16 protein-coding genes are annotated in these 17,932 nt (G+C 63.6%); 7 read left to right on the top strand and 9 right to left on the bottom strand.

Annotation, left to right across the window (positions count from 1 at the left end; translation table 11 throughout):
• The first annotated feature begins 34 nt into the window (after positions 1-34).
• Both xth and AB1451_00715 read left to right on the top strand, forming a co-directional pair.
• Positions 35-811 carry an exodeoxyribonuclease III gene (xth, locus tag AB1451_00720; GenBank protein ID MEW6681435.1) on the top strand — a complete coding sequence of 259 codons (777 nt, stop codon included), beginning with the start codon at positions 35-37 and terminating at the stop codon, positions 809-811.
• Positions 811-1,800, top strand: coding sequence for a ParB/RepB/Spo0J family partition protein (locus AB1451_00715; GenBank protein MEW6681434.1), 990 nt, complete (start codon positions 811-813; stop codon positions 1,798-1,800). Before xth ends, AB1451_00715 begins: the two co-directional genes overlap by 1 nt.
• A 393-nt stretch (positions 1,801-2,193) precedes the next feature.
• Here AB1451_00715 and AB1451_00710 read toward each other — a convergent pair whose 3' ends face one another.
• Positions 2,194-2,898, bottom strand: a complete 705-nt coding sequence (locus AB1451_00710) for an HAD family phosphatase (GenBank protein MEW6681433.1) — start codon at positions 2,896-2,898, stop codon at positions 2,194-2,196.
• Positions 2,899-3,017: 119 nt separating this feature from the next.
• Here AB1451_00710 and AB1451_00705 point away from each other — a divergent pair, with 119 nt between their 5' ends.
• The 4 genes from AB1451_00705 to AB1451_00690 all read left to right on the top strand — a co-directional run bounded on the left by AB1451_00705 (position 3,018) and on the right by AB1451_00690 (position 8,026).
• Positions 3,018-3,719: a carbonic anhydrase gene (locus AB1451_00705; GenBank protein MEW6681432.1), complete on the top strand. Its 702-nt coding sequence runs from the start codon at positions 3,018-3,020 to the stop codon at positions 3,717-3,719.
• A 67-nt stretch (positions 3,720-3,786) separates the two neighbouring features.
• On the top strand, positions 3,787-4,353 hold the full coding sequence (locus AB1451_00700; GenBank protein MEW6681431.1) for a DJ-1 family glyoxalase III: 567 nt from the start codon (positions 3,787-3,789) through the stop codon (positions 4,351-4,353).
• Positions 4,340-6,466, top strand: a complete 2,127-nt coding sequence (locus AB1451_00695; protein MEW6681430.1) for a sigma 54-interacting transcriptional regulator — start codon at positions 4,340-4,342, stop codon at positions 6,464-6,466. The genes AB1451_00700 and AB1451_00695 overlap by 14 nt, the downstream gene beginning before the upstream one ends.
• A gap of 270 nt (positions 6,467-6,736) precedes the next feature.
• A complete protein-coding gene (locus AB1451_00690) occupies positions 6,737-8,026 on the top strand; it encodes an aminotransferase class III-fold pyridoxal phosphate-dependent enzyme (GenBank protein MEW6681429.1) in 1,290 nt (429 codons plus the stop codon).
• Between the two features lie 114 nt (positions 8,027-8,140).
• Here the strand turns inward: AB1451_00690 and AB1451_00685 are convergent, their stop codons facing one another.
• Both AB1451_00685 and AB1451_00680 read right to left on the bottom strand, forming a co-directional pair.
• Positions 8,141-8,473, bottom strand: coding sequence for a DUF5615 family PIN-like protein (locus AB1451_00685; GenBank protein ID MEW6681428.1), 333 nt, complete (start codon positions 8,471-8,473; stop codon positions 8,141-8,143).
• Positions 8,470-8,697: a DUF433 domain-containing protein gene (locus tag AB1451_00680; protein ID MEW6681427.1), complete on the bottom strand. Its 228-nt coding sequence runs from the start codon at positions 8,695-8,697 to the stop codon at positions 8,470-8,472. The genes AB1451_00685 and AB1451_00680 overlap by 4 nt, the downstream gene beginning before the upstream one ends.
• A gap of 231 nt (positions 8,698-8,928) precedes the next feature.
• On the opposite strand from AB1451_00680, the gene AB1451_00675 reads away from it, so the two are divergent.
• On the top strand, positions 8,929-9,300 hold the full coding sequence (locus tag AB1451_00675) for a hypothetical protein (GenBank protein MEW6681426.1): 372 nt from the start codon (positions 8,929-8,931) through the stop codon (positions 9,298-9,300).
• Here AB1451_00675 and AB1451_00670 read toward each other — a convergent pair.
• The 6 genes from AB1451_00670 to AB1451_00645 form a co-directional block, all read right to left on the bottom strand.
• Positions 9,297-9,947 carry a hypothetical protein gene (locus AB1451_00670; GenBank protein MEW6681425.1) on the bottom strand — a complete coding sequence of 217 codons (651 nt, stop codon included), beginning with the start codon at positions 9,945-9,947 and terminating at the stop codon, positions 9,297-9,299. The two genes, AB1451_00675 and AB1451_00670, sit on opposite strands and share 4 nt — an antisense overlap.
• A gap of 234 nt (positions 9,948-10,181) precedes the next feature.
• Entirely contained in the window at positions 10,182-11,156 is a 975-nt protein-coding gene (locus AB1451_00665; protein ID MEW6681424.1) for a HEAT repeat domain-containing protein, read from the bottom strand.
• A 99-nt stretch (positions 11,157-11,255) separates the two neighbouring features.
• The gene (locus AB1451_00660; GenBank protein ID MEW6681423.1) at positions 11,256-13,028 is read right to left on the bottom strand and encodes a hypothetical protein; all 1,773 of its coding nucleotides are present in this window, start codon (positions 13,026-13,028) and stop codon (positions 11,256-11,258) included.
• A 418-nt stretch (positions 13,029-13,446) separates the two neighbouring features.
• A complete protein-coding gene (locus tag AB1451_00655; protein ID MEW6681422.1) occupies positions 13,447-16,704 on the bottom strand; it encodes an efflux RND transporter permease subunit in 3,258 nt (1,085 codons plus the stop codon).
• Positions 16,680-17,726, bottom strand: coding sequence for an efflux RND transporter periplasmic adaptor subunit (locus tag AB1451_00650; protein ID MEW6681421.1), 1,047 nt, complete (start codon positions 17,724-17,726; stop codon positions 16,680-16,682). Before AB1451_00650 ends, AB1451_00655 begins: the two co-directional genes overlap by 25 nt.
• A complete protein-coding gene (locus tag AB1451_00645) occupies positions 17,720-17,923 on the bottom strand; it encodes a DUF2892 domain-containing protein (GenBank protein MEW6681420.1) in 204 nt (67 codons plus the stop codon). The genes AB1451_00650 and AB1451_00645 overlap by 7 nt, the downstream gene beginning before the upstream one ends.
• Positions 17,924-17,932: the final 9 nt, after the last annotated feature.

The following is a 17,932-nucleotide window of genomic DNA, read 5'->3' as shown; positions in this document are numbered from 1 at the left end:
CCACGAGGCGCTTGAGTTGGTACGATACGGCGCCATGAAGATTGCCACGTTCAACGTCAACTCGATCCGCATGCGAATGGCCGCGGTCACGGACTGGCTCGCGAAGCACCAGCCGGACGTGTTGTGCCTGCAGGAGACCAAGGTGCAGGACAGCGAGTTCCCGGAACTCGCGCTCAAGGGGACCGGCTATCACATCGCGTACCGGGGGATGAAGGCGTACAACGGCGTGGCCGTGCTGAGCCGGCACCGGTTCGACGAGGTGTCGTTCGGACTCGACAACGGGGGGCCGCCCGACGAGGAGCGGCTCGTGCGCGTGGTGGTCCGTGGCATTCCGATCATCAACACGTACGTGCCGCAGGGCTACGAGATCGACTCCCCCAAATACGCGTACAAACTCGAGTGGTTCACACGTCTAAAGAATTACTTTAAGAATCACCTCTCGCCCGACCGTCCCGCCGTCTGGTTGGGAGACCTCAACGTGGCGCCGGAACCCATCGACGTGCACAGCCCCGAAAAACACCTCAAGCACGTGTGCTTTCACGAAGACGCACGCAGGGCCTACAAGGACACGGTCGCCTGGGGATTCGTGGACACCTTCCGCGCGCTCTACCCGGACCGCCAACAGTTTACGTTCTGGGATTACTTACGGCCCGACAACATCGAGAAGAACAAGGGGTGGAGGATCGACCACATCCTCGTGACCCGCCCGCTCGTCGCCCAGTGTAAAGAGGTGGCGGTGGACATCGAACCGCGCCGGGCCCCGAAGGCGTCCGACCACACCATCGTCTGGGCGGAATTTTCTGGTATCTGATGCCGTCCAAGGCGCCGCGCAAGTCTACAGCGCGCCGTCGCAAGAGACCCGCGGGCGCGTCGTCGGGCCTCACCGCCCAGGAGCTGGCGGGAGACAACGCCCCGAAAGAAGCTACTAATCTGACCTCCGCCATTGCTGGCGACGGCGGCCACGTCCTGGCCACCTACCGCGAACCGTTCAACGGCCGCTGGGTGGTGTTTGCCGCGCTGCCTATCGAACAAGTCGAGCCCACGCCCTACCAGCGCAACATCTCCGAAACGCACGTGCGCCGGCTCGAAGCCGTGATCAGCAAGCTGGGGCGCTTTTTGGACCCCATCATCGCGGTCCGCGCCGATCAGGCCACCGAGGGCGCGACACGATACTGGACGCCCAACGGCAACCACCGGCTCACCGCCATGCGCACGCTGGGCGCCAAAACCATCACCGCGATCGTGATTCCCGAACACGCCGCGGCCTACCAAATCCTGGCGCTCAACACCGAAAAAGCGCACAACCTCCGAGAGAAAGCCCTGGAGGTGGTTCGCATGTACGAGGAGTTGGTACGGTTGGGTGACGCGACCGAAGAGTCCTACGCCCTCGAATTCGAGGAGCCGTCGTTCGTTACGTTGGGACTGTGTTACCAAGAACGCCCGCGTTTCTCAGGCGGCGCGTATCATCCCATGCTCAAACGCGCCGACCAGTTCCTGAAAAAACCCCTCCGCGACGCGTTCGAGATCCGCCGCTCACGCGCCACCCAACTGCTGGCGCTGGACGATCAGGTGAACCAACACGTCGAAACCCTGAAAGCCCGAGGCCTCACCAGCCCCTATCTGAAGGCTGCTGTGGTCGCCCGCATCAATCCGCTCCGCTTCCGCCCCAAAGATGCCCCGCCCTTGAGTTACGACGAAGCCATGGACCGAATTACCAAAGCCGCAGCCAAATTCAACCCCGCGAAATTGACGTCGGAAGACCTGGCCAGAACCGGGGGAGCGCCGGAGGACAGTGGCTAGAGACCCTGAGATCAGCCGTCGGAGTTCGTCCCCAATACATGCTGAGCTATACTTCCAAGCAGCGATCGGCGTTTCCACCCAGATCTCAACCGCCCGCGCCGACGCAAGGAGGCAGCATGCATGTCTTGATCGGCATCCTCAGTAGTCGAGCGCCTCACCCCTGGTAGACCACCCATCAAACTAGTCCCCCCGAGGGGGCATCTATTGCTCAAGAGAGGGGTCCACCTTGGCCTGACGACAGCGACGGTGCGATGCCTCCAGCCGCTCGTCGCCCCCACGGCCCCGCGCTGGAGTCAGACGGGGAGGAGATTCACATATCAGAAAGCTTGAGCCGAAGCAAGCCTATTTCATCAGAATTTCAAACAGTTGATTGGTCCTGGCAGAAAAGGAGCGTTACGCGAATAACAAGGTGACTTCGCCCAGAGGGTCGTCCCTTAGCGTGGCCACGACACGGTCTGCACCGGCCTGTTTCAGTGCCGCCGCCGGATAGGAATTCCCCACTGCCAGGCAGCGCATCCCGGCCGCCTTGGCTCCTGCGATGCCAGCGAGCGAGTCTTCGATCACCAGGCAGGCGCTCGGCGCGATCGGCGGGGTCGGGTTCCGTGTTCGGTTGAGCAACGCGAGGGCCTTGGTGAAGCCTTCCGGGTGCGGTTTCCCGTGGCTCACGTCCTCGGCGCTCACGATGCCGGAAAAACACGGAAGAATGCCCGCGTGCTCGAGCATGGCCTGGATTTCCCGGCGCAGGGCGCCCGAGCAGATGACGAGAGGGACACTTTTCGCGAGTGCGCGGACCAGATCAACGGCTCCGGGCAACACGGGCGGCTTTTCCGCGATCTCGGCCATCAACATTCGGGATTTGCGGTCGATCATCTCGGGAACTTTGGGCAGGGCCGAGGTCTTCCCGTTCCGAGAGAGCGCCTCGGAAAAACATTCGCGGTCGTCCATGCCCAGATAGATCGCGTCGTAGTCTTCGCGCGTCAGCGGCACGCCCTCCTCGCCCAGCAGCCGCTGAAACAGGCGGAAGTGCAACGGCTCGCTGTCCACGATGACGCCGTCAAAGTCGAAGATGACGGCTCGTAATCCCTGGGGAAGTTTCACGCTTGACCCTCGGAAACGTTTTGTGCTAGGTTCGCCCCCCGTCCGCACCCCTCCCGTCTCACCGGGCTCTCGCGGACGGCGCATCGTACCATAGCCTGGTACCGGACGAAAGGAGCAACATGGGTCACCGCGGTCGCATCGCTCTCTCGATCAGTCTGTTCCTCAACGGCCTGTTCCTCGGCGTATTCTTGATGGGGTTCAAGGGTCCCAATGTCTTGACGTCGTTCAACTCCGACGTCGACCGGCCCACCGTGGCCAAGTCGGCCTTCGTGCACGAGATCGGCTCCGTCATCGGCGCGGTCACCATCGGTGAGCGCGTGTACGTCGCGCCCACTGCGTCGGTCCGCGGGGATGAAGGGCAGCCCATTTATATCGGGAACGAAAGCAACGTGCAGGACAGCGTGGTGGTTCACGGCCTGGAGACGCAAGAAGGCAAGGAGGTCATCGCCAAGAACCTGGAGGACGTCGGCGGCAAGAAGTACTCGGTCCATATCGGTGATCGCGTGTCCATGGCTCACCAATCGCAGGTCCACGGCCCGGCAAAGGTCGGCAACGACGTCTTCATCGGGATGCAGGCCTTGGTCTTTAAGGCCGAGGTGGGAAACGGCACGGTGATCGAGCCCGGCGCCAAGGTCATTGGGGTCAAGATCGGTGAAAAGCGCATCGTCCCCGCCGGAACGGTTCTGACCAAACAGGCCGACGCCGACGCCCTCGCCGCGATCACGGACGATTATCCCTTCAAAGACTTGAACAAAGCCGTGGTTCACGTCAACACGCAGTTCGCCGACGGGTACAACGGGAAGAAACCGGCGGCACACTAACGACGTTCCCCCCACCCCGCCCTCCCCCGCAAGAGGGGGAGGGTGAGGTGACTCAACGAGGTGCCGTATGAAACGCGTCCTCGTTCCCCTCGCTCCCGGCTTCGAAGAAATCGAAGCCGTGACCATCATCGACATCCTGCGCCGCGCCGATATCCACGTCACGGTGGCGGGCACCGTGGCCGGGCCGGTGACCGGGAGTCGTGGCGTGGCCATCGTGCCCGACGCCAGGCTCGACAGCGCCGCGGAGGTGGAGTACGACATGGTCGTCCTCCCCGGCGGTGGGCCCGGCACCGAGAACCTTCGCCGCGACCCGCGGATCGCCCGGCTCGTCAAAGCGCAATCCGACCGCGGAGGATACGTGGCTGCGATCTGCGCCGCGCCGACCGTGTTGAGCGACGCGGGCCTGCTCGTCGGCCGACGGGTCACCAGTTATCCGTCGTATCAGTCCCAGTTTGCCGCGGCCGATTACCAGACCGACCGCGTGGTGGTCGATGGGCGCCTGATCACCAGTCGTTCACCAGGCACCGCGTTGGAGTTCGCGTTGACCCTGGTGGAGCACCTGGCGGGCGAATCGGTCAGCAAGCGCATCGCCGACGACGTGTTGGCAGCGGGGACGGCACATGGCGGGCGCTGACACATCCTGGGCCACGGGATTTCTCACCAGCATCGTCGTCGACTACCTCGAAGAACGTCACCCTGACGCGGCGCGCGCACTGCCCTACTCGGCGATCTTCGCCGGCACCGAGCTCGCGAACCGAGCCGGAGACGCTCGGGCGCTCCTGACCGATCCGAATCAGTGGTTGCCCCAGGAGGTGCTCGCGCGGCTGGTCCTCGCTGCCGAGGACGCCACCGGGGAGGCCGACCTGGCCTACCTGGCGACGCGCGCGCACTTCGAGCGGCCCCATCGGCGCGGCCCTTCGATCTTCGAGATCATCGTCACGTTGTTCGACGACGTCCGCAGCGTGGTGTTGGCTTCGAGCGGATGGGCCAGCGCCTTCACCACCAATACCGCGCTCCAAGCGCTCGACCACGGCGACCGCCCGGAGGCCACGGTCTTGTCGTTGGTGTCAACGCGTGGACGCCTCACGCGCCTGCCGGCCCTATTCATCCGCGGCCAGTGCGAAGGATTTCCGGCGCTGTTCGGGCGCCAGACCGAGGCTGTGTTCCGCGAAGAGTTCACCCAGCTCTCGCTCCAGCACCTGCTCCACGATTTCGACGGCTACGAACTCACTCAGCAGGGCGAACGCTTGCGCATCGTCGACCGTGGGGGGTCGCTCGTGGCCAGCGCCGAAGGCATCACGCTGGGGGTCGAACGCCTGCCCGCCGGCCAACACCTGCCCGCGCAAGACGGGGCCATTGTCACGCCCGCGGGTTCCGAATACACCGTGTGGAGCGCCGCCGGAGCCCAGCCCGCGCCCCTCGCCAAGGCCCAGGCCGTGCGGATCGTGGACGGCGGCGAGTTGCGCCGCGGTCGCGTCAGGGTTCCGCTCCAGACCGGCGCGGTGTACGGCGCGCCGTACTCGAAGGCGCGTTTCCGCTGGACGGATCGCGGCGCCACGACAATCCCCGCGGAGTCGCGATTGCGCGACGCGTCGCGCCTGTTGTTCACCCACTTGCACGAGCTCAAACAGACCCAGCGGCGGCTGCTGCGCTGCGAGCGCGACAACGCGAGTCTGCGCGAGGAGAACGCGCAACTGAAATCCGAGCTGGTCGACCGGCACCGGTTCACCGACCTGATCGCGGTCAGTCCAAAGATGCGCGCGCTGTGCGCGAATCTGGAACGCGTGGTGGACGGCGACTCCACCGTCCTCTTGCTGGGCGAAACCGGGACCGGGAAGGAGGTCGTCGCCCGCGCGCTCCATTACAATGGGCCGCGCAAGACCGGCCGGTTCGTGGCCGTAAATTGCGGAGCCTTGCCCGAAGGGCTGTTGGAGAGCGAGCTGTTCGGGCACGAGCGCGGGGCCTTCACCGGCGCGTTGCAGCGCCGCGTGGGGAAGTTCGAGGCGGCCCACGGCGGCACGCTGTTTCTGGACGAAGTGGGCGAACTGTCGCCCGCCCTGCAGGTCAAGCTGCTGAGGGTGTTGCAGGAGCGGACCATCTGCCGCGTGGGCGGCGACGAAGACATTGCCATCAACATCCGCGTGATGGCCGCTACGCATCGCAACCTGCCCGAAATGGTAAAGGTCGGGAGCTTCCGGCAGGACCTGTATTACCGACTCAATGTGATGCCGATCACGATCCCTCCCCTACGCGAGCGCCGCGAAGACCTCCCGCTCCTGGCCCAGGCCCTGCTCAACAAGGTGCGCACGCGGACCGGCCGCTTCGCGGAGCGCTTCTCCCCGGATGCGGTGCGCGTGCTGATGGAACACCAGTGGCCGGGCAACGTCAGAGAACTGGAAAACGTGATCGAACGCGCCTTGATCCTGGCTGGGGATCAATCCGTCATCACGGCATCTCATCTCCCCGCCGAATGGTTCGGCGACCGAATAGAGGTCGGCGCCGCCGCGGGAGAGCCGTGGGCCGTGATCGGGAAGATGGACTGGTCCTGCTTTGCCGATTTTTTTGATCGCGGCGGATCATTTGACGACCTACTCCACCGCATCGAGTGGGCCATCACCGAACGCGCGGTGCGCGAGCACCAAGGCAACAAGAGCCACGCCGCGCGCACCCTGAAGCGCAGTTACCGTTGGCTGCGCAAACTCGAAAAAGAATCCCTCGACCCCGGCGCCAGCCAAAGCGACGCATAAAAGGCAAATCCCCCCTTCCCCCCTTTTTCAAAGGGGGGATCCATTAGGTAGAGCGCGATTCTGAATGCCCGCCCTTCGCGGGAATTGACTTCGAGCGCCGTCACGTCTGCGGAGAACCGCCACCAGCGCAGAATGCCCCGTTTGACTGACCGCAGAATGCCCCCCCCTTTGACAAAGGGGGGAAGGGGGGATTTGCCCCTTCGCCTGTCTCCGTCACGCTCTGATTCTCCATCCGGTCAGTCCAGGACCGTGTGCTATACTCGTCCCGCCATGTCGTCCACGCCTTCATCGCGCCCCGGACCCGAAGCCCGCGCGTGGGTCGAGCGAGACGCCAAGGTCGTCTCGCCCTCCTACACCAGGACGTACCCGCTGGTGGTCAAACTCGCATCCGGACTGCACGTCGAAGACGTGGACGGCCACGTCTATTTGGACTTCACCTCCGGGCTCGGCACCTCGCTGCTCGGTCACTGTCACCCCGACGTGGTGCGGGCGATCACGGACCAAGCCAATAGCTTGATTCACATGTCCGGGACCGACTTCTATTACCCGTCGCAGATCCGCCTGGCCGAGGAACTTGCCAGGCGCTGCCCGGGCGATGAGCCCAAGCAGGTCTTTTTCTCCAACTCCGGCGCCGAGGCGATTGAAGCCGCGATCAAACTGGCGCGGTACTTCACCAAGCGCCAACACCTCATCGCCTTCTACGGCGCCTTCCACGGCCGGACCCTGGGCGCGCTGTCGCTGTCGGCCAGCAAGACCGTGCACCGCCGCGGATTCGGTCCTTTGGTGCCCGGGGTGTTCCACGCGCCCTACGGAGACGTCGATTTCATCGAGCGCGAACTGTTTGGCCACGTGGTGTCCCCCGACGAGGTCGCGGCCGTAGTGGTGGAGCCGATCCAAGGCGAAGGCGGCTACGTGATCCCGCCCGAAGGGTTTCTGCGACGGCTCCGGGACCTCTGCATCCGGCAAGGGATCGTGTTGATCCTGGATGAGATTCAGTGCGGCATGGGCCGCACCGGCAAGTTCCTCGCCTGCGAACACGACGGCATTGTCCCGGACATCGTGGCGATGTCAAAAGGCATCGCCGCGGGGATGCCGTTGGGAGCCACCATCGCGCCGACCAGATTGATGACCTGGCCGCCTGGCGCGCACGCCAATACGTTCGGAGGACACCCGATCTCGTGCGAGACCGCGCTGGTGGCGCTCCGCCACCTCTTCGACGGCGGCCTCATCCAGCGCGCGGCCCAAGCTGGCGAGCGGCTGATCAACGCGCTCAAACGGAGCGCAGACCGTTCGCCGTTGATCGGCGAGATCCGCGGCAAAGGCCTCATGGTCGGCGTGGAGATCGTGAAAGATCGCGGGAGCCGATCCCCGGCTCCCGAGGCGCGCAACCGGATCATCCAGCGTTGCTTCGAAAAAGGCCTGCTGCTGGTCGGCGCCGGGAAACACGTGGTGCGCTTCATCCCCGCCCTGGTCGTCGCTGACCAGCAGATCGATCAAGCCATCGCGCTGTTCACCGAAGCCGTGGTCGAGATCGACCGCGAGTTGCCGCACGCGGCGTAATCGCGCCCTCAAGGCCGCCGGCCTCACGCCGGCAACATGGTTCGAAACCCGCTGGGACCACCGGTCACTGTCCGCCTTAGCCGTTCGGCTGAGTCCCGTTGACGCGGACGGCAGTTATTCCAAGGCAAGAAAGGCCCCCTCCGCGTCCAGCCCAAAAGCCTCAACTTCTGTATGCCGCGCACGGAGGATGCTCAGGATGTCAGCCGTCGAACAGTTCCCTCGCCTGATCCAGATGACCTTCGGCGGGTGGCCGAACAGGAAACTTCGTTGGTGAAAATCGGCGTCCTTAGAGGCAATGGTCAGACCGTGTCGAGTCGCGTACTGCCAAATCGCGTCGTCATCGGCGTCCCTCAGACCGACGTCACGGACGTGCACGGATCCTGGGTAGAGGTTCCGCAGCGCATCCACAAACCACGGAGAAAGATTTTGGTCGAAGAGCAGTTTCACCGCGCGGGGATCGAGACCAGCTTACGCTCTCGATCCGCAGCGAACGCGAGGCAGGCGCGAATGTCTTCGCGCGTCAAATCCGGGAAGTCTTTCAAAATCTCGGCCTCCGACATGCCGGAGGCCAAATAGTCGAGCACATCGTACACCGTGATGCGCAGTCCACGAATACACGGTTTGCCGCCGCGTTTCCCTGGCTCAATGGTGATGATATCGTGATAGCTCATGCAACCGAGCCTAGCCGCGATTGCTAGGCAATGTCAAGATATCCCGGCGGCGGTCATAAGTGTCCCTTCAGAATGAGTCCGTCCCGTTGTTCATGCTGTTTATTGAAGCCGTGGTCGAAATCGACCGCGATCTGCCGCATGCGGCTTAGTCGGCTCGCGCCCCCCCAACCCCATTTGCGAGAAACCCACCAATCGCTGTAGACTGCCAGCCAGCGAACAAGGAGGGCGGTGATGAGCAAGACTCGATCGATTTACCTGCGTAACGTCCGGCGCGTCAGCGTCGCTGCGAACGTCACGCTGGCCCTGGCACTCGTCGCCGGAATGCCGACCCCGGCGCTGGCCATCGACTGTTCAGCGTGGAGTTCGGTCCAGGGTGAGGACCGAGACCGAGCCTATGAAGCCGCGATCGACGAACTGCTCGGCAGTCCAAAAGCCGACCGATGGACCACGCTCAACAAACCGCGCGTCAAGGACTGTCTGCTTGCGAGCCGCGGACGGATTCAGGCGGAGTTCGACGGCCTGTGCGCAAAGGGCCTGCAAACCGCCATGGGAGCTCTCGACGCCAAGCTCTATGACTATGCGCTCGGCTGCGTGAGAGGCTAGAACTCCGCCCCCAGCGTCAGTCCGTGGGCATAGCGATAGCCGCCCTCCAAGAACGTGACCGATCCTTCGTATCCAACCGAAAACCCCATCCAATCAAGCGGCTGGGCCGCGAACTGGGCGCGCCAATCCAAGCGGGAGACCGGTTCGCCGTAGAAGGAAATCGTCTCGCGACCATCGAAGGCCAGGAACTCTTCCGCGTGATTCTCGACTTTCCCGGAGAGGTTGGCCGCGAAATCCAGTCCTAGGACGAACCGATAGGTTCGCCAAGGCAGGGTCCACTCCCCTCCCAGCGCAGGACCCGCGAAGGTGAACGACGAAAAGTCGTTCTCGAAAAGAATCCGCCTGATACCAGGCGCAATTGTCACATGCTCTCCCACCTGAAAGCCGACGTCGAACAAAAAATCCTGCCTCACCTCGTCCACCCGCACTTGTTGGAGGAACGGCGAGCTCAGCGTCCCCCCTGTAATGATGGTCGACACGGAATCACTGGTGGCGCCAAAATAGGTCATGTCGTACGACTCAACGCGATACCGCACCCTCGCGGACCAAGGGCCAGGCGCGTACCGAAGCGAAACCCCGCCACCGATATATGCGGAGGCATAGTTGAGATATTCAAATACCGCCCCGCCCGCCACGATCGGCTCCACGCGCCAATTCTTGGACGGCGCATCGGCTGCCGCTGCGTCGCGGGGAAGAAGCCACAGCAGAAGGAGACACCAGAACGCAAGAAGGAGGATGATGGGGCACCTCGTTAGAAAATCCCCCCTTCCCCCCTTTTTCAAAGTGGGGATTTTCATTCTGCGTGGGTGGGCAGCGCCCATGACCAACTGTTCGGCATGATCAAGGCTGCGAGTCTGGGACGCGAAGAACGCGTGCGCAGCTCAATTCGCAGGGGCCGCGGAATCAGCTCCCGCCGGGCCCCGAATTCGTTGCAGAGCCATGGCCGCTTGCCATTGCACCCGCTTGTCCGGATCCTTCACCGCCGCTTCTAGAACTGGAACGGCCTTCTCGGCCTTCAATAGACCGAGAGCTGATGCCGCCCCCTCCCTCACCTGCGCGTCGGTATGTTTCATGGCTCGCACCAACGGATCAATCGCCTTGGGGTCCCCTAGAGCGCCGAGAGCAAGCGCCGAAGACTGCCGAACCCTGACATCCGAATCCTTCTCCAAGACTCTCAGCAGCGGGGCCACTGCCTTGGGATCCTTGATCGTCCCCAATCCCCTGGCCGCTACCCGCCGGACATCCGCGTCAGAATCCTTCAGTCCTTTGAGAAATGCGTCCACTGCCGCTGGATCACCGATCTCCGTGAGGGCCCTCATGACTGCTTGACGCACCTTGGGATCGCGATCTTTGACGGCACGGCCCAATCCGTCGACCGCCCCGCGGTCCCCGATCTCGCCCAGGGACGTGGCCACGGTTTGCCGCACCACGGGCTGCCGGTCTTTCAGCAGTTTGACGAGCGGCTTGACGGCACGCGGATCTCTGAGTCGGCCCAATGACCATGCCGCACCGTATCGGACCTTGAACGCGTCGTCGGAGAGACGCGTGATGAGCGGGTCGACTGCCTGAGGATCACCGATCTTCCCCAGCGCCTCGGCCACCCGGAAGCGGACCGTGGGATCAGGGTCATCCAAGGCCTTCAGCAGCGGGGCAACGGCCGAGCGGTCCTTTGCGCCGCCAAGTGCAATCGCTGCTTTGGCGCGTTGGGCAGCGTCCTTTGCGGTCAACTGGTCGAGCCAACCGGGTACCTTCGACGGGGCAACCTGGGCATCAGCAGCCCGGGGCGTCGCCTTCCCATCCGACGCGAGTCCAGAGGTGTCTGCCAGCATCAACGCGTTGACAATCAGTAGTGCCACAACTCGTCCTTGCATGCCCAACCCCACTAACCCCGAAAAGAAGAAGCCCCCCGGAAGACAGTATCCGGGGGGCTTCCCTCAGACCAGACCTACGGTGATTTACCTCACAGGGAACGTGGTCGTCCCCACGAAACGATTTCCCTGCATGTCAACGACGTCAAGGAAGGCTTCCACGGAATCGTTGCCGCCATCGTCATTGAGTGCGGGAACGCCCGAGATCGTCTGGATCACCTTGTCCTCGTCCGAGGTGAAGGGCGAGACGGTGGACAAGCAGGCCGAACAGCTCGGCGCAGGACTTCCGGTATGCGAGGAGTATCGTGTTTGGCTGCTCGGGCGGATGAGGAAGTTCGAACCATTGACGACCGTTGTGGTTCCGTCGTCGGTGTACGAGATCACCCGACCAGTTCCAGCCACGGCCTCGGCAAACACCAGGCGCGGGGTTCCCGTACCAGCAACTTGGTCCCCGTCCAGGTTATCCACGAAGATCGTGGTTGCAGAGGGCGCCGAGTCACTGTCGCTGACATAGATATCCCCAAAGCTCTCGGCGAGGTTGAAGAGGTTATTGTTCGCATTGTTCCGAAGAGTCCCAGTGAGCTGGTAGAACTGGTTTTTCTTGAGGTCTTCGGTATGGACAACGGTCAAGATCGAACCGAACGAGTCAAACGTTCCGGTTACGCCAGCTACCGTCTTATTCGGCGCAGTGACGGGTGGTCCTGGCGACCATCCCTTATCATTGTCGGCATCTGCGGGCCCATCTAAGGTTCCGTCGTTATCCGTATCCGGATCAGCCAAGTTGTCCTCGTAGAAGAGCCCGATATCGTTATCCACCGTTGCCGGCACGCTGGTGACCACGATGAGGTTGCCGGTCTTCGGTGCGGTATAGGATGCGTTGGGATCGTTCAGCGTCGACGCTGCGGCATTGGTATACGCAACCTGGCTAGTAGAAAACCCTGGATAGCTGGCGGTCGAGCAGCAGTCTTGAAGCTGGGCGAAGAACGCGCTAGCAGCCTCCATGTTGGTGGCGACGATGAAGATATCCTCTTGCGGAACCGCCGCGGACAACGCGACCGTCTTATTCGGCGTCCCGTCGGCAAGATCTTCCAGGGAAACCCCGCCCGAGTACATCGGAGTTCCGCCAATCACCTGGGCCGGAACGACTACCTCATACTCCTGGCACCGATCCAAACCACTCAATGTCGCGATCCCCGTTGCATTCGTGGTCGTGGAAAATGGGACTGAGTGAACGTCGTCCAAATCGACCAAATCTGAATCCGTCACTTCGTCCACGTTTTGGTAGGTCCCGTCACAGGTGCCGTCCTCGTTGCTCGGATACGCGGCGACCGTCACCCCGGCAGGGACCGGCGCTCCATCTGCGGTTACCAACACGTCGAGGCTAACGCCGGGGTTCATGCGAATGAGGCCCGTATCCGTTTCAGCAATCGGGTTCCTCCCACCTGTGTTTGCGGCTTGAACAATATGGACCCTCAGATGTAACGGGGCAAGACGATCAGCCTCGGTCGGAATCTGGTTGCTGCCTCCTCCGACGGATCGCTTGTCCGTGATCGTGACCTGATGGCCCGTTAACCCTGATAGCGCGAAGTCCCAACAACCTGTACTGCCGGGAGCGGTATTGTCACAGAAGTCAGTTACAGAAAGACCCGTGATGTGGAATCGGCCGTTCGCATCGGTGGTATCGGTCTTGACGACCCCAGAAGCCACCTCGACGGTAAGACCTTTCTGAGGCTTTTGCGTGGTCCCACTGATGATTTGCCCGCTGATCACGCCAGGCGCCGAGTCGACGCCCTGCGTCACGGTCAGCGAACTTGGCGCTTCGATGTCACAAGCCACAAGGGCCCCCAGAATACCCACCATACTCAATGGTCCTCTCAACGACTTCCTTTTCATTGTCTAGGCCTCCTGTGTGTTTTTTCTAAAACACCACCGTGGAATGAACCTGCGGCGAACAGGGGCTCGCCGCCCGCCCATATCAGACAACAGTTCAGTTCGTTACCAGTAGCGTGACGAAACTACGCGGCCTGACATGCTTTGGAGTGAGTCACCAACGCCTTGGATCTGGTTGCCTAAGACGTTGAGTCGGTGACACGCTCACAAAGTCGACCGACGACCAGGAGATTCCCAGGATGCTCCTCTGGAATCCCCTCAAAAAAGGTAGAAGCGAGCGCGAATATAAAGGAGTCTTAGAAAGCTTGTCAAGAAAAAAAAAGGGGGGGGGAGCAGTGGGCGCGCGATACATCCAGTTCGACAAAACCGTCGGGGTCGGATCTGTCCGTCAACCAACGTTGTGGTCGGGCCGCCCGGCGCTGCGTGAACCCGTCAGTTCCGCCAGGGTGACGTACAACACCGGGATGACGACGAGCGTGAGCAGCGTGGATCCCACCACGCCGAAGAGCAACGAAATCGCCAGGCCCTGGAAGATCGGGTCCAGGATGATCACGAACGCCCCCACGATGAGCGCGGCAGCGGTGAGTAGGATCGGGCGCGTGCGGATTGCGCCCGCGCGCAGGACCGCTTCGGTCAGAGGGCGGCCCTCGGCTTGTTCCGTTTGGATGAAGTCCACCAGCAGGATCGAGTTGCGCACCACGATGCCGGCGAGTGCGATGAACCCGATCATCGACGTGGCGGTGAAGTACGAGCCGGTCAGCCAGTGTCCGGGGATCACGCCTACCAATGTGAGTGGGATCGGAGCCATGATCACGAGCGGGACTAAAAACGACTGGAACTGGCCCACGATCAACAGGTAGATCAGCACCATTGCGATCCCGAACGCGATGCCCATGTCGCGGAATGTCTCGTAGGTGATCTGCCACTCCCCGTCCCATTTGATCGCCACGCGATCTTCCAACGCGGGCTGCCCGGTGTAGTAGATGTCGATCGGCGCGTTGTTCGGTCCGCGCAAGGCCTCCACCCGCTCGTTGATCGCGAACATCCCGTAAACAGGACTCTCTTCCCTCCCCCCGACATCTCCAGTGACGTAGACCACGGGTTTGAGGTTCTTGTGATACCGCTTGGGCTCCTCCGGTTGGCGCTCGACCCGGACCAACTCTGAAATCGGCACCATCCCCCCGTTGGCCGCGCGTAGCCGCAGACTCAAGAGGCTATTCAAACCCGTGCGGACGTCATACGGAAGGCGAAGGATCACATCGATCGGCTGCTTTTCGCGCGGGTCCGCCAGCCGGCCTGCGGGCAGTCCAGCCAGGGACAAGGTCAGCGCGTCTACGATGTCAGCCGTGGCCACGCCGCTGGCCGCGGCCTTCGCCTGATCCACGCGCACCACTGTCTTGGGCCGTTCGGCTTCGAGCGTGTCGTCCACGTCCACCACGCCCGGCGATGATGCGAACGCGCCCGCCAACTCCGCGGCGGTTGCGCGGCGGGCGGCCTCGTTGGGCCCGTAGACCTCGGCGACCAACACCGATTGGACCGGAGGGCCCGGCGGCACTTCGACGATCTTCACGGCCGCGCCGTGCTCGCGGGCCAGGCGTTCCACGTCCGGCCGGATCCGGCGCGCGATCTCGTGGCTCTGGGCCGAGCGCTCGTGTTTGCCGATCAGATTGACCTGGATCTGAGCCTGGTACGGTTCCTCGCGGAGAAAGTAGTGACGCACGAGGCCGTTGAAGTTGAACGGCGCAGGGGTGCCCGCGTAGATCTGGTAGTCCGTGACTTCCGGGATCGTCGCCACGAAACGTCCCAGCGATCGGGCCGCGTCGGCAGTGGTCTCGAGGGTCGTGCCCTCTGGCATGTCGATGACGATCTCGAACTCGCTCTTGTTGTCGAACGGCAACATCTTGGCGATGACGGAACGGTTTGCGAAGAGCCCCACGGAGCCGAGCAGCAGCGCGGCGACGGTGAGGAAGAACACCACGCGGAGCCACCGGCGCTCGATCAGGGGCGTGAGCGCGAGCCGGTAGATCCGGTACAAGCGACCGGCTTCCACCGGGCCGGGCTCTTCATGGCCCGAGCTCCGAAGTCCCTGTTGGTGGCACAGCCTGCAGAACCAGGGCACCACGATGAACGCGACCAACAGCGACGCGAACATCGCGATCGACGCGTTGATGGGAATGGGCCGCATGTACGGCCCCATCAGGCCGGAAATGAACGCCATGGGCAGGAGCGCCGCGATCACCGTGAACGTGGCCAGGATGGTGGGGTTTCCGACCTCGTCCACGGCCGTGATCGCCGCGTCCATCGGCGGTTGGCGGCCCAGCCGCAGATGACGGTAAATGTTCTCCACCACCACGATCGCATCGTCCACCAGAATGCCGATGGCGAAGATCAGGGCGAACAATGTGACGCGGTTGATGGTGTACCCGATCAACAGCGACACGAAGAGCGTCAGTCCCAATGTGAGCGGGATTGCCAGCGCGACCACACCGGCCTCACGGACCCCGAGGGCGAATCCGAGAAAGAGCACCACGGCCACGACCGCGATGAGGAGGTGCTCCAACAGTTCGTTGGATTTCTCATTGGCGGTGGCGCCGTAATCCCGGGTCACGGTCGCCTGCACGTCGGACGGAATCACGGATCCCTTCAAGCGATCAACGGTCGCGATGACCTCCCTCGCCACCGCGACCGCGTTCGCTCCCGGCTGTTTTGCGACCGCCACGGTCACGGCGGGAACCAATCCGCTCCGCAGCGAAATCCCCTTCTCCACAGCGGCCGGGCCGTCGCCGAACCACACGTAGCGCGAGACCTCTTCGGCCTCGTCGCGCACCGCAGCCACGTCGCCGAGACGCACCACCCCTTCGCGCGACGCGCGCAGTACCAGGGACTCGAACGCGTCGCGCGAGGAGAGAAACCCGCCGGCTTCCACCAGCAGCTCGCGGTTGCCGGCCTGGAGCTGCCCGGCGATTTGCTGGCGGTTCGCGCCGCCGATGCGCTCCGCCACCTCCAGCGGGGCGAGTCCGTGGGCCGTCAGGCGCGCGGGGTCGAGTTCGATCCGCAGCCGACGCGGGTGACCGCCGGCCACGAACCCTCCGGCGGTCTTCGGCACTTTCTTGACCTCTTCGAGCACGTGGTCGGCCACCCGCCGAAGTTGGTCGTCGCCGTAGCGCTCGCTCCACAACGTCACCGTGACGATCGGGACGTCGTTGATGTCGCGCGGTTTGACCTGAAACGGCCCCGCGCCGGACGGGATGAGATCCTGGTTGGACATCAATTTGTCGTAGAGATCCACCAGACTCTTCTCGAGGTCCTCGCCCACTCGAAACCGCACGATGATCAGACTCAGCTCCGCCTGCGAAATCGAATACACGTACTCGACGCGCCGGATCTCGGAGATCTTGCGCTCAATGGGTTTGGTGAGCTGTTCCTCGACCTCCCCGGCCGAGGCGCCGGGAAACGGGATGACGACGTCGGCCATGGGCACGACGATCTGGGGCTCTTCTTCGCGGGGAGTGATGGCGATGGCCGCGGCTCCGAGCAACAAGGCCGCGATCATGGCGAGCGGGGTGAGACGCGAGTTGACGAACGCCTTGGCGATCCGGCCGGCGAGGCCGAGGCGTGCAGTCATGGCCCGGACGAACCGGTCCATTGCGCGCCGTCGACGCCGCGGCCGGCCTCGATCAACACGCGTTCACTCGGCTCCAGCCCTGCGCGTACCTCGATGCGATCGCCGTACGATCGCCCCAAGCGCACGAGTCTGGCGTGGACCACCTGGTCGGCGTCCACGACGAACACGCGATCCAGGGCCCCGACGGACGACACCGCCGTGCTCGGCACGGTCAGCACACGGTCCTGTCCCACGGTAAAACGCGCCCGGCCGTACAGCCCGCTCTTCAGGCCCGGGGTGCGCGGCAAGTCCACCTTGACCAGCACCGACTGCGTTGCGGCTTCGGCCCGCGGCACGATCACGGCCACGGTTCCGGACAAGGGCGCGGGGCCGAGGGCATCGACCACCGCCTCGACGGGCTGGCGCACGGTCATCCCGCTCGCCTCGTCGCCCGCCACCGTGACCTCCAGCCGCAACTCGCGGCTGTCCTCGACTTTGAGCAGGGGCTTGCCCGGCGTTGCCATGTCGCCGGCTTCCACCCAGCGGTCGGTGACCACGCCGCTGAACGGTGCTCGGATCACCGTGGACGCCAGCAGCGCCGCCGCGGCGTCCCGAGCCGCTTCAGCCACGCGCAGCGACCGCTCAGCGTCCTCGAGCGTTTGCGGCGCCACCAGTCCCTCCTTGGCCACTGACTGCAGGCGCTCCAAACGACTTTGGGCATTCCGCCGCTCCGCCTCGGCGCGCTCAAGATCCGCCGCCAACTCGCGGTCATCCAGCGCCACGAGCACGTCTCCGGCGGCCACGACCGCCCCTTCTCTGGCCTTGAGGGCCTTCACCGCGGCCAGCACCTTGCTCGCCAAGACCACCTCACGGGCCGAGACCACCACGCCCGTGGCCTCCACCACCCGGGGGACGTCGCCCACCGCGGTGACCAGCGTCTCGCCAGCGACGGTCGGTCGCTCCTGTTGGGCGTCTTCCGCGCCGCGTTTCCCCGTCCACCACAGGTACGCGACTAGCGCCGCGACCAGCACCGCCGCGGCGATGCCAAGTCGTCGGATCAGCATCGACCTTCCCGAACCCCTGCTTTCCGCAACACCGCCATCATCGGACACCAGCCGCTGACCGAAGACTGCAGCAGATTCAAGCCCACAAACGCGGTCAACCACAACCAGCGAGGATCGTGCACCACGCTCAACCCCACACTCGCCAGGACCACGGTCCCCGCGATCGCCCGCAACCACGCGTTGATATCCAAAGCCATGACCTCCTC

The sequence above is a fragment of the Nitrospirota bacterium genome, assembly GCA_040757335.1.
Classification (GTDB): domain Bacteria; phylum Nitrospirota; class Nitrospiria; order 2-01-FULL-66-17; family 2-01-FULL-66-17; genus JBFLXB01.
Note: the sequence above shows the minus strand (reverse complement) of the source record. Positions and strands in the feature narration are given on the sequence as shown.

Bases quoted from the DNA above. Each gene is read 5' to 3' on its own strand.
- xth (MEW6681435.1), top strand. From the start codon at position 35: ATGAAGATTGCCACGTTCAACGTCAACTCGATCCGCATGCGAATGGCC.
- AB1451_00715 (MEW6681434.1), top strand. From the start codon at position 811: ATGCCGTCCAAGGCGCCGCGCAAGTCTACAGCGCGCCGTCGCAAGAGA.
- AB1451_00705 (MEW6681432.1), top strand. From the start codon at position 3,018: ATGGGTCACCGCGGTCGCATCGCTCTCTCGATCAGTCTGTTCCTCAAC.
- AB1451_00700 (MEW6681431.1), top strand. From the start codon at position 3,787: ATGAAACGCGTCCTCGTTCCCCTCGCTCCCGGCTTCGAAGAAATCGAA.
- AB1451_00695 (MEW6681430.1), top strand. From the start codon at position 4,340: ATGGCGGGCGCTGACACATCCTGGGCCACGGGATTTCTCACCAGCATC.
- AB1451_00690 (MEW6681429.1), top strand. From the start codon at position 6,737: ATGTCGTCCACGCCTTCATCGCGCCCCGGACCCGAAGCCCGCGCGTGG.
- AB1451_00680 (MEW6681427.1), bottom strand. From the start codon at position 8,697: ATGAGCTATCACGATATCATCACCATTGAGCCAGGGAAACGCGGCGGC.
- AB1451_00675 (MEW6681426.1), top strand. From the start codon at position 8,929: ATGAGCAAGACTCGATCGATTTACCTGCGTAACGTCCGGCGCGTCAGC.
- AB1451_00660 (MEW6681423.1), bottom strand. From the start codon at position 13,028: ATGGTGGGTATTCTGGGGGCCCTTGTGGCTTGTGACATCGAAGCGCCA.
- AB1451_00655 (MEW6681422.1), bottom strand. From the start codon at position 16,704: ATGGACCGGTTCGTCCGGGCCATGACTGCACGCCTCGGCCTCGCCGGC.
- AB1451_00650 (MEW6681421.1), bottom strand. From the start codon at position 17,726: ATGCTGATCCGACGACTTGGCATCGCCGCGGCGGTGCTGGTCGCGGCG.
- AB1451_00645 (MEW6681420.1), bottom strand. From the start codon at position 17,923: ATGGCTTTGGATATCAACGCGTGGTTGCGGGCGATCGCGGGGACCGTG.